General features: G+C 69.2%; 10 protein-coding genes. 4 read left to right on the top strand and 6 right to left on the bottom strand.

Features of this window, described 5'->3' with window-relative positions:
- The first annotated feature begins 90 nt into the window (after nucleotides 1-90).
- Both eccD and BLV57_RS27835 read left to right on the top strand, forming a co-directional pair.
- Nucleotides 91-1455: a type VII secretion integral membrane protein EccD gene (gene eccD, locus BLV57_RS27840; protein ID WP_091293673.1), complete on the top strand. Its 1365-nt coding sequence runs from the start codon at nucleotides 91-93 to the stop codon at nucleotides 1453-1455.
- 8 nt (nucleotides 1456-1463) lie between these two features.
- Entirely contained in the window at nucleotides 1464-3071 is a 1608-nt protein-coding gene (locus tag BLV57_RS27835; RefSeq protein WP_091293671.1) for a S8 family serine peptidase, read from the top strand.
- Nucleotides 3072-3129: 58 nt separating this feature from the next.
- Here BLV57_RS27835 and BLV57_RS27830 read toward each other — a convergent pair whose 3' ends face one another.
- The 3 genes from BLV57_RS27830 to eccB are packed head-to-tail and all read right to left on the bottom strand — an operon-like array spanning nucleotide 3130 to nucleotide 6009.
- Nucleotides 3130-4071: a WXG100 family type VII secretion target gene (locus tag BLV57_RS27830; protein WP_091293670.1), complete on the bottom strand. Its 942-nt coding sequence runs from the start codon at nucleotides 4069-4071 to the stop codon at nucleotides 3130-3132.
- Nucleotides 4068-4379, bottom strand: a complete 312-nt coding sequence (locus BLV57_RS27825; protein ID WP_091293668.1) for a hypothetical protein — start codon at nucleotides 4377-4379, stop codon at nucleotides 4068-4070. The genes BLV57_RS27830 and BLV57_RS27825 overlap by 4 nt, the downstream gene beginning before the upstream one ends.
- A 55-nt stretch (nucleotides 4380-4434) precedes the next feature.
- Complete coding sequence (gene eccB, locus BLV57_RS27820; RefSeq protein ID WP_091293666.1) at nucleotides 4435-6009, bottom strand: type VII secretion protein EccB; 1575 nt, start codon at nucleotides 6007-6009, stop codon at nucleotides 4435-4437.
- A 544-nt stretch (nucleotides 6010-6553) separates the two neighbouring features.
- Between eccB and eccE the strand changes: the two genes are divergently transcribed.
- Both eccE and BLV57_RS27805 read left to right on the top strand, forming a co-directional pair.
- Complete coding sequence (gene eccE / locus BLV57_RS27810; RefSeq protein WP_176968866.1) at nucleotides 6554-7735, top strand: type VII secretion protein EccE; 1182 nt, start codon at nucleotides 6554-6556, stop codon at nucleotides 7733-7735.
- On the top strand, nucleotides 7732-8451 hold the full coding sequence (locus BLV57_RS27805) for a hypothetical protein (RefSeq protein WP_091293661.1): 720 nt from the start codon (nucleotides 7732-7734) through the stop codon (nucleotides 8449-8451). Before eccE ends, BLV57_RS27805 begins: the two co-directional genes overlap by 4 nt.
- 114 nt (nucleotides 8452-8565) lie before the next feature.
- On the opposite strand, the gene truA is transcribed toward BLV57_RS27805, so the two are convergent.
- The 3 genes from truA to BLV57_RS27790 form a co-directional block, all read right to left on the bottom strand.
- Nucleotides 8566-9390, bottom strand: coding sequence for a tRNA pseudouridine(38-40) synthase TruA (gene truA, locus BLV57_RS27800; RefSeq protein WP_218134895.1), 825 nt, complete (start codon nucleotides 9388-9390; stop codon nucleotides 8566-8568).
- Nucleotides 9391-9456: 66 nt separating this feature from the next.
- Nucleotides 9457-9999, bottom strand: a complete 543-nt coding sequence (rplQ, locus tag BLV57_RS27795) for a 50S ribosomal protein L17 (RefSeq protein ID WP_091293658.1) — start codon at nucleotides 9997-9999, stop codon at nucleotides 9457-9459.
- A gap of 39 nt (nucleotides 10000-10038) precedes the next feature.
- The gene (locus tag BLV57_RS27790) at nucleotides 10039-11112 is read right to left on the bottom strand and encodes a DNA-directed RNA polymerase subunit alpha (protein WP_091293656.1); all 1074 of its coding nucleotides are present in this window, start codon (nucleotides 11110-11112) and stop codon (nucleotides 10039-10041) included.
- Between the last annotated feature and the right edge of the window lie 75 nt (nucleotides 11113-11187).

Genomic DNA, 11187 nt, shown 5'->3' with positions numbered 1-11187 from the left:
GATGCAGCTGCGGGGACCTGTCGGTGACCGCGAGCGTTCACTCCAGGCAGGGGGCTAGCAGTGGCAACGGGCACGACTGTTTTCAGCAGGGTGACGGTGGTCGCACCACGCACCCGGATCGACGTGGCACTGCCCGCCGACGTCGCGGTGGCCGATCTGCTGCCGATGCTGCTGGAAATGGCCAAGGAGGCCACCGCGGACGGTGGCGCCAGGCACGGCGGCTGGGCGCTGGCCAAGCTCGGCGACGCCCCGCTCGACCCGGCGCGCACGCTCGCGTCGCTCGGCGTCATCGACGGTGAGCTGCTGCAGCTGCGCAAGCGCAACGAGAACCCGCCGCCCCCGCTCTACGACGACGTGGTCGACGCGATCGCCGAGTCGTCGCCGGACAGCTTCCGGCCGTGGACCAAGGAGACGGCGCAGCGCTTCGGGCACATCGCGGGCGGCGTCGGCCTGTTCGCGGCCGCGATGGCGTTGTTCTTCGGCGGTTCGCTCTTCGGCGGCAACGCGCTGATCTCCGCGATCGCCGCCGGTGTCGCCGCGATCGCCTGCGTCGCGATCGGCGCGACACTCGCGAAGGCTTACCAAGCCGAGTCGACCGGCGTGCTGATCGCCGCGGCCGGCGGCCTCCCGATGGCCTTCGTCAGCGGCTTCTACATCGTGCCCGGCTTGTCCATGCGCGCGAACCTGTTGCTGGGCTCGACGTTGGTGGTCATCGTGGCCGCCGTCTGCATCATGATCATCGGGCGCGGCGTGACCACGTTCATCGCCGCCGCCACCGCCGCGGGCTTCGGCGCGGCCGCGTTCCTGTTCGCCACGCTGGTCGCGCACCCGGCGGCCGGTATCGCCGCTGGCACCGCCGCGATCGCGCTGGCCTGCATCTCGATCCTGCCGCGCGCGACCATCTGGCTCGCGAAGCTGCCGCTGCCGCACGTGCCGAGCACCGCGGAGGAGCTGAAGGAAGACTCCGGCTTCCCCGACTTCCGGTCGATCGAGCAGAAGACGATCGTCGCGCACAACTACATGACCGGCCTGCTGATCGGCTGCGGCATCGCGACCGCGCTGTCCGCCGTCATCGCGGCCACCTCGCCGAGCGTCTTCGGGCTGATCCTCGGCGTGGTCGCGACGCTGGTGCTGCTGCTGCGCGCCAGGTCGTACGCCAACGGCAGCCAGGCCATCGCGCTGCTGACCACCGGCATGATCTCCGGCGCGGGCATCCTGTTCGGCTGGATGTGGGCGCAGAGCCCGATGGGCCGCCTGCTGTGGGTGTTCGGCGTGCTGGTGATCGTCGCCGCCGGCTCGCTCGTGGTCGGCGTCGTGTTCCCGAACCAGCGGTTCTCGCCGCCGATGCGGCGTACGGTCGAGATCATCGAAGCCATCTGCATCGCCACGGTCGTCCCGCTCGCGCTCGGCGTGATGGACCTCTACGCCACGCTGCGGCACATCAACTTCAAGTGAGTGTTGGCATGAACTGGGGAAAGCGCACGGCCAGCCTGCTGCTCGCCGCCGGGATCGGGGTGCTGAGCCCGGCGGGCTCGTTGCCCGCGTGGGCACAGGAGTCGACGACACCGTCGCCGACTCCGACGCCGAGTCAGGCGCAGAGCGACGTGCCTTCGTGGGCGCCCCCGCCGGTGTCCGTGCAGGTGCCTGAGGACTCGGGCAAGCCGCCGGAGTCCTACGAGCCGAAGAACCAGTGCGTCTCGAAGAACCTCGGCGTGAACATCGAGCTCGTGAACAAGCCGTGGGGCCAGCAGTACCTGCAGATCGAAGAGCTGCACAAGATCGTCCAGGCGAAGACGAAAGCCGAGGCAGGCGAGGGCATCAAGGTCGCGGTCATCGACACCGGCGTCCGCGCGCACCGGTACTTCCAGGACCGAGTCGAAGGCGGCGGCGACTACGTCATCACCGAGGACAAGGGCCTGAAGGACTGCGACGGCCACGGCACCGAGGTCGCCGGCATCATCGCCGCGAATCCGAAGAACACCGGCATCGGGTTCATCGGGGTGGCGCCCGCCGCCAGGATCCTGTCGATCAGGCAGTCGAGCCAGAACTACAAGAAGCAGGACAAAACCTCGTCGGCGACCTCGTCGTCATCCTCGGAAACGCCCGGTGGCGGCCAGTCGAAGACGGAGACGCCGAGCGGCGAGAACTCCGGCGGCGACACCGGTGGCCAGTCGTTCCACGGCGACACTCAGCCCAACCAGAAGAACACCGGGCGCCAGCAAGGTGAAGAGGGTTCGGCAGGCACGCTGAAGAGCCTGGCTCAGGCCGTGGTGCGCGCCGCCAACGCGCCGGGCGTCAAGGTGATGAACCTGTCCGTCGACAACTGCCGCCCCGCGGCCGCTGCCATGGGCGAGGGCGAAAAGCAGCTGCAGGCCGCGGTGAAGTACGCCGTCGAGGTCAAGAACGTCGTCGTGGTGGCCGCCGCCGGGAACACGGGCGACAACTGCAAGCAGAACGACCAGCCGAACCCCGAAAAGCCGACGTCCATCGTCACCCCGCCGTGGTTCTCCAACGACGTGATCTCGGTCGGTGCCATCCACAAGGACGGCAGCGTGGCCCCGTTCAGTGTCTTCGGTCCCTGGGTCACGGTCGCCGCGCCTGGCACGGAGATCATCTCGCTGGACCCGGCTCCCGAATCGGACGGTCTGGCGAACCTGACCATCGAGGGCGGCAACGAGCCGTCCCAGATCCAGGGCACCAGCTTCGCGGCGCCGTACGTCGCCGGTGTGGTGGCGCTCGTCCGCCAGATGTATCCCGATCTGGACGCTCGCGGGGTGATGAAGCGGATCACGGAGACCGCGCAGCACCCGGCCGCGCCCGGTGGCCGTGACAACTTCGTCGGCTACGGCGTGATCAACCCGATGGCGGCGCTCACGTCGAGCCTGCCGTCGGAGCGTGGCGTCAAGGCGCCGGTCCCGGTCCGCTTCCCCGCCGACCTGCCGCCCGCCAACAACGCGAACTGGAAGCCGATGGTGGTCGCTCTGGCGGGCGCGGGCGGTGGCCTGGTCGCGCTGCTGATCACGCTCTTCGTGGTCCACACGGTGCGGCGCAACCGCTCCGAGAACTCCTGAAAAACGCGATAAAGCGGGCTTTATCCCGGTGTGGGATAAAGCCCGCTTTATCCCGTTTCTAGGCCTTCGGGTCCTTGGGTGCCTCGGTTTTCTTGGCAGGCGCGGGTTTCTCGGTCTCGCCGATGACCGGCGGGACCACCTGCTCCGGCTCGCCGAAGAGCTCGGCGGGCTTGGTTTGCTGACGCTGCTTGGGTTTGTGCGTCTGGCCGCCACCGCCGCCCGCCGCCATCCCGCCCATCATCGGCGGCATCATCATGCCCATCCCGCCGCCGACGACCGCGCCCGCCGCGACACCTGCCACCGGGGCCAGGTTGCCGTCGGTGGAATCTTGGTGCTGCTGCTGGGAATCCGGTGCAGCTGACGAAGCCGTGGTCGACTCGGCGTCGGCTGCCGCCGCGTCGATGATGTCGTGCAGCTTGAAGCGCTTCTCCGGGTAGCGGTGTGAGATCTCGATGGTCCGCGTCGCCGCGTCAGGACCGTCCACGCCGTCACAGAAGCGTCCGAAGGCCTCCAGGACGTCCCTGGCGGCCTCATAAAGCGCCTTGGCGGACTCTTGGGCCTCAACCAGCTGAGCGCGCGCACGCTTGTCGCCGCCGACCGGGAGCAGGGCCGTCTCCGAAGTCAGCTCGGCCGTGTCGACCAGCAGCTCGTTCAGCTCGTCCGCGATCTCCTTGACCGCGCCGGCGACGTCGTCGAGCGCGGTCGCCATCGCGTTCATCGCGTCTTCGACGTCGGCGCCCGCGATGTTGATCTGCTCGATGTAGACGACGAACGCGTCGGCGTCCTTCCCGGACCAGGCGGTGTCGAGCTTGCCGAGATCCGTCGCGAGCTCGTCGGAAACCCGGCCGGCCGCGGCAGCGGCCGTGCGCCACTTCGCCGCTTCGGCGCCGAGCTGCTCCCACTTGCCGACGACCGGGTTCAGGTAGTCCTTGACCGGGTCGTTCACGCCGAGCTGCTCGGCCAGCATGCTCAGATACTCGAGGCCCAGCGTCGCCGTCATCGGTTCACCCGCGCGATCATCTCGGCCGCTTCCTCGTCGCCGCCCGCGTGCTTGGCGACGACCGTGTGCAGCGCCTCGCCCGCCGACTTCAGCGCCTCGGAGCCCGCGATGAGCTGGCCCCGCAACGCTTCCGAGGCGCGCGCGTAGGACTCGCCGAGCCCGATCTCGGTGCCGAGATCGCCGAACGCCTCCGGCGCCACGTCCTCGGCGCCGAGTGGCTCGGCGGCCGCGTGCAGTTCGGCGGCGTTGTCGTCGACCTTCTTGGCGTAGTCGACGATCACATCCGCGCTGACATTGATCCCAGCCACAAAGTCCTCCGCTCGTCCCCGATCCGACGGCGGTCGCCCGCCGCCGGTTCCGGATTCACTTGCCCGGCGGCGGAGCGGCTGCCGAGGACGGACGCGCGGTCGGGTAGTTCTTCGCGGCCTTGTCGATCGGCACCGTGTCGTAGGTCGCGAGCACGTCCTGGGTGTTCAACGACGCGCCGGACGGCAGCAGCGCGAGGATCGCTTCCGGCGCGGGCTGCAGGTTGTCGAGGCCGAGGCCTTCGGCGGTCTTGACGTCCGGAACCCCGTAGCGCAGGCCGCGGTCGGAGACGAGCTGGATGGGACCCCGGTCGAACTGCTCCTTGATGACCACCGAACGGACGGCCGCGGCGAAACCCGGCTTCATGTAGAAGCGGTTGACCAGGCCACGGTCCGCGCTGGGCGTGCCCAGCTCGATCGAGTCGTTCTTCGGCGCCGGGAGCTTGTTGTCCACATAGACCGAGGTGTGCACGTCGCGGCCGTTGCCCTCACCGGTGATGTTCCAGCCGAGGCAGGCGACCTCGGACTGCTTGGCCGGATCGAGTGGGGCGACCTTGGTCTGCGGGTAGTCCTGAACCTGCAGTGCGCCATCGTCGGTCGGCTTGAGCTGCTTGACGTTCTGGATCTTGTCGAACCCCAGGCTCTGGATGCTGTTGCTCGAGCCGCGGAGGATGTTCGCGACGACCGGCGAGACGTGCTGGATACCGGTCCTGGTGATGACCCAGTACTCCATCGGCGCGCCGGCGGGCTGGGTCGAGAAGACATCGCCGATCTTGAGGTTGTTCATCGCGAACGGGGGCGCGGTGTCGGCGCCCTCGATGAACGGCTTGGTGAGCATCGGCACCTCGGGGATCGCGTTCAGCATCCCCTCCGAGATGAATCGAGGCGTCGTGCCACCCAATTCGAGAGCGGTGTTCACCGGGCCGCTGTTCTTCGGATCGATCTCGGCACGCACCGTATTCGCGTTGCGCTGATTCACGCTGCCGGCCAGCCGGTAAACGAGATAGGTCTTGCCGAGCGCGCTCTTGGCGAGCAACGCCTCATTGTTAGCCAGCTCACGACCCAATTTCGGGACACCGGCGTAAACGGACGTCTCGTTTTTCCCGCTGAGCTCGCCGGGAAGTGAACGGTCGATGCCGATTTCGTCGCAGACCGCCCAGTCGTTGGAAATCCGCTGTGACGCGCTCGGCAGCAGCTGGGGGCCGTCCGGGATACCGGTCAGCCTGCCGCGCGGCACGTCGCGCAGCTGGTCGTCGCCGACGACCGTCGCCGGTGAGGGCTTGCCACCACTCGCGCCGCCCTGTGCCATCAGCAGCAATCGCGCGGACGCCATGTTGAACGTGGGGTAAAGCTTCTTGGGATTCCCCATGACCACGTACACGGTGCCCGACTGCTCGCCGATGACGATCTTGCCTGCCTCCGGCACCGAGGGCGCCGGGCTGAGCAGGCCCCAGACCACGAAACCGATCATGCCGATCATGCCCAGAAAGAAGCCGACGACCGTGGCACGGGAATGCGTGCGCATCGGGTCGTTCAGCATCACGGCGTCCCGGCGGACCAGCGCGGACTGCATACGGCGCAGAACGAACTGATAAGCCTGGACTTGAGACTTCGTCGTGGGTGTTGATGGCATTCTCGACCTACAGCTCTCCCAGTCGCGGTACGGTTCCGCAGGATAGCCGTACGGGGACCGTCTGGTGTGGGGTTTCTACCAACTCAAGCTAGGGTCGGGCACCCCGGGACCGGCTTTCCGGTACCAGTAAGCACGAGGGGAAGAGAACGAGCGGATGTCCGTCAACACTCCTCCGCGTCCGCCAGGGCCACCGGGCCCGCCGCCCCAGGGGCGGCCGCCCATGCCGCCACCGCGGCCGGGCAGACCAGGCGGACCCGGCGGTCCAGGCGCACCGCTCGGTGGCCCTCCGCCCAAGCAGGGCGGCCCCGGTGGGCCGCCTCCCGGCCCTCCGCGCGGACCTGGCGGTCCGGGTGGACCTGGCGGCCCCGGCGGTCCCCAAGGCCCTGGTGGGCCTGGTGGACCTCCGCCTGGCGGTCCTCCGCCCGGTGGTGGCCAGCCGCCTTCCGGTCAGCAGCCGCCCGCGACTCCCCCGCCGGCGCCCGCGGTGCACGTGGCGCCGCCGACCCGGCGGCGGAGCGGGCACGCGAGCCTCGGCCCGCTGCCGGTGGCGAACCTGGTCGTGCTGGAGGTCGGCTTCGCGATCGGGCTGATCCTGCTCGCGATCGACATGGACCTGAAGTACGTCAGCATCGGCATCGTCGCGGTCGCGCTGGTGATCGGCTTCCTCCGGTTCGGCGGCGGCTGGTTCACCCAAAGGGTTGGACTTACCGCGCGCTACACCTTCCGCTCACACGACCGGGTGGCGACCCCGTTGCCGCCGAGCTCGCTCGAGAGCATCGCGGCCGAGGACGCCACGGTCACCGGGCCGGACGACGCGCGGGTCAACCTGCTGCGTCTGACGGTGCCGGACCTGGTCGTGGCGCACAGCGTCGACCACGAGCGGCAGCAGGTCGGCCTCGCGTGGAACGACGGGACGTGGACCGCGGTACTGCTCGTCGAGCCAGCGCCCGCGCTGATCACGCAGGCAGGCGGCGCGCCGAGCCTGCCGCTGGCCGCGCTCGCGCCGTGCCTCGAAGACCGCGGTGTGGTGCTCGACTCCATCCAGACCATCTGGCACTGCTACCCGGGCAGCGCGGCGCTTCCGTCGGACTCGCCCGCGCTCAGCTCGTACATGGAGGTGCTCGGCCCGCTGCCCGCGGCGGCCAGGCGCACCACCTGGGTGGCCATCCGGCTCGACCCGCGCCGCTGCGCCGCGGCCGTGCGTGAACGGGGCGGCGGCACGGTCGGCGCGCACCGCGCGCTGATCGGCGCGCTGTCGCGCGTCCGCAACGCGCTGGAGTCCCAAGGTGTCCCGACGCGTCCGCTCGACCCGGACGAGCTGCTGCGCGCCAGCATCTCGGCCGCCGAGCTCACGGCCGTCGCCGGTTCGCCGCAGAAGGTCAGCATGAACGAGAGCTGGACCGGTCTCACCGCGGCGGGCATCGGGCACGCGAGCTACGCGATCTCGAACTGGCCGCGGGGCAAGATCACCAGCAGTCTCAACGCGCTCACCAGCGTGCGTGCGTTGTCGGCGACCGTGGCCATGTCGATCTCGCCCGCGTCGGACGAGGGCAAGGTCGGCCTGCGCGGTGTCGTGCGGCTGAGCGCACGCAACCCGCGTGAGCTCGACGAGGCGGACCAGCGGCTGCGTGGCATCTCGGACCGGCTCGGGGTCTCGCTGACGCCGTTGCGCGGCTTGCAGATCGCCGGCTTCAACGCGACGCTGCCGATCGGAGGAACGGCATGAGTTCACGACTTCGCGACGCGGGCGGGGCCGCGGGTGTCGCGCCCGAGTTCACGGTCGACCCGGCGATGCTCGACGCGATCAGCCCGTCCGGCGACCGCGGCGGCATCGTGCTGGGCTCCGGCCTCAAGGGCGAGCCGCTGACGATCTCGGCGCTGCGCTCGACCCCGACCCGCATCGTCCTGGTCGGCGGTCTCTACCTGGCCCGCCAGGTCGCGATGCGCGCGATGGCCGTCGGCGCCTGGGTGGTCGTGGCCACCGGCCGTCCCGCGGCCTGGCAGGTGCTCCAGAAGGCGGCGGGCACGCAGCAGCCGGGGCGTCCGCCGCTCGTGCAGATCAGGCGGCTGTCGCCGGTCGACCTGCCGCGCCCGTCCGAGGACGCGCCGCTGCTCGTGGTCACCGACGGCGGCCCGACGCCGCAGGACCTGTTCCCGCCGCGTTCGCCGTGGCAGACCACGATCTACGTGCTGCCCTACCTGCACCCGCAGGCGGGCGCGACCGCGAACGCGGCCGACCTGGTGCTGATGCAGCGTCTCCCCGCAGGCCAGGCCGAACTGGCGGCCCGGCTCTGGCGCCTGCCGCCGCAGATGATGCGGCAGCTGACCACGCTGAAGGACGACCAGGTCATCGCGCTCGGCCTGAACCTGTGGCGGCCGCTTCGCCTGGTCACGACCGGCAAGGAGCAGCAGATCCTGGGTCCGGTGCGGCGCGGGGACTAGGCCCTTGGCCTGGGAAAAAAATCCCAATGCGGCATTGGTCGGTTTTCAGCTTCCCAATGTGGCTTTCGTCAGATCAAAGCTGACGAAAGCCACATTGGGATTTTTTTCGCTGGGTCAGGGCTGGGGCGAGCGGGTGGCCCTGGTCTGGGCGGCACGCTGGGCGAGTTCGGCGTCGGGTGGGTAGTCGACGGCTTCCAAGGTCAGGCCGTGGGCCGGGGCGACGGCCGAGTCGCGGGTGCGGCTGGCGAGGACGGCCTCGGGCCAGTCGATCGGGCGGCGGCCGTCGCCGACCATGAGCAGGGCCCCGACCAGGCTGCGGACCATCGAGTGGCAGAAGGCGTCGGCGGAGACGTGGACCTCAAGCGCGTGGGGGCCGGTGCGAGTCCACTCCAGGCGCTGGAGTTCGCGGATGGTCGTGCCGACCTCGCGGGCCTTGCAGTAAGCGGCGAAGTCCTGCAAGCCCAGCAAAGCGGCGGAGGCCTCGTTCATCCGGGAGACGGAGAGCGGGCGGTTCCAGGCCAGCGTGTGATTGCGCCGCAACGGATCCACGCCCCAGGGAGCGTCTGAGACCCGGTAACGGTAGTGCCTGCGTACGGCCGAGAAGCGGGCGTCGAAGCCGTCAGGGGCGACCTGGGCGGCCAGCACACGCACGTCACCGGGCAGGTAGCGGTTCCAGCGGAAGCACATCCGCTCCAAGTCGGGAATGCCGAGTGAGTCGACCTCGATCCGGCCACGCTGACCAGGCACCACGTCGAAGTGGATGACCTGACCGGACGCGTGCACGCCGGCGTCCGTGCGGCCGGCGACGACCACGGACCGTGGCACGGACAGGCCGGGCGGCTGCTTCGAGAGTGCGTCTTCGACGAGGCCTTGGACTGTGCGCAGACCTGGCTGACGGGCCCAGCCTGCGAAGTCCGTGCCGTCGTAGGCGATGTCCAGGCGGATACGAACGAGCCCGCCCTCCCCGTGGGGAGAAGCGGGCTCGTCCGGCGTGCTTGCGGCCAATTAGTCCTTCTTGGCTTCTTCGGTCTCGGCAGCCTCGTCAGCGGCCGGAGCCTCTTCGGTGGTCTCGGCGGAAGCCTCGACGACCTCGGGGGTCTCTTCGGCAGGAGTCTCGACGACCTCAGCGGCCTTCGGGGCGTCCTTCGCGAACTTGGTGCCGCGGGCCTTCTCGGCCTCCGAGGTGACCGTCTTCTCCTGGACCAGTTCGATGACCGCCATGGGGGCGTTGTCGCCCTTGCGCGGCATCGTCTTGGTGATACGGGTGTAGCCACCCGCACGCTCGGCGAAGTGCGGGCCGATCTCGGCGACCAGCTTGTGCACGACCGTCTTGTCGCGGACGACACGCATGATCTGACGGCGGTTGTGCAGGTCGCCCCGCTTCGCCTTCGTGATCAGCTTCTCGGCCAGCGGACGCACCCGCCGGGCCTTGGCCTCGGTCGTGGTGATCTTGCCGTGCTCGAACAGCTGCGTGGCCAGGTTGGCCAGGATCAGCCGCTCGTGGGCGGACGACCCGCCGAGACGGGCGCCTTTGGTGGGCGTGGGCATCGGTTCTCCTAGTTCAGTACAGCCAAAGACCTACCCGGCCTACAGCTGCTCCGTCTCTGCGTAGTCCTGGCCATCGTCGTGGCCGTTGTCGGAAATGCCGTCCGTGAGACCGTCGACGCCCTCGGACCAGCCTTCTCCGTCGTAGCTGGCCGCGGCCGCCGTCGGGTCGAACCCGGGCGGGCTGTCCTTGAGCGCGAGGCCGAGGCCGACGAGCTTGAGCTTGACCTCGTCGATCGACTTCGCACCGAAGTTGCGGATGTCGAGCAGGTCGGCCTCGCTGCGCGAGACCAGTTCGCCGACGGTGTGGATGCCTTCGCGCTTGAGGCAGTTGTACGACCGGACGGTGAGGTCCAGGTCCTCGATCGGCATCGCGTAGGCCGCGATGGTGTCCGCCTCCTGCGGGGAGGGGCCGATCTCGATGCCCTCGGCGTCGACGTTCAGCTCGCGGGCGAGACCGAACAGCTCCACCAGCGTCTTACCGGCCGACGCGACCGCGTCGCGCGGCGTGATCGACGGCTTGGTCTCGACGTCCAGGATCAGCTTGTCGAAGTCGGTGCGCTGCTCGACACGAGTCGCCTCGACCTTGTACGTCACCTTCAGCACCGGCGAGTAGATCGAGTCGACCGGGATCCGGCCGATCTCCGCGCCCGCCTGCTTGTTCTGCAGGGCCGGAACGTAACCGCGGCCGCGCTCGACGACGAGCTCGATCTCGAGCTTGCCCTTGCCGTTCAGCGACGCGATGTGCAGATCCGGGTTGTGCACGGTGACACCAGCCGGGGGCACGATGTCGGCGGCGGTGACCTCACCAGGGCCCTGCTTGCGCAGGTACATGGTGACCGGCTCGTCCTCTTCCGAGGAGACCACGAGCTCCTTGAGGTTCAGGATGATGTCGGTGACGTCTTCCTTCACCCCGGGAACGGTGGTGAACTCGTGCAGCACGCCGTCGATGCGGATGCTCGTGACCGCCGCGCCGGGAATGGACGACAGCAGCGTGCGCCGCAGCGAGTTGCCGAGGGTGTAACCGAAGCCGGGCTCCAGCGGCTCGATGGTGAACCGGGAGCGGGTCTCGTTGACCGTCTCTTCACCGAGAGCCGGTCGCTGCGAAATCAGCATTTCTTCCTATTTCCTTTCCAAACGGCGACCGCCATATGACGCCGAAAGGGATGGCGAAGCGGCGGCGCACTGTGG

Source organism: Amycolatopsis xylanica (genome assembly GCF_900107045.1).
Taxonomy (GTDB): Bacteria; Actinomycetota; Actinomycetes; order Mycobacteriales; family Pseudonocardiaceae; genus Amycolatopsis; species Amycolatopsis xylanica.
This window is presented reverse-complemented; position numbering and strand designations above follow the sequence as displayed.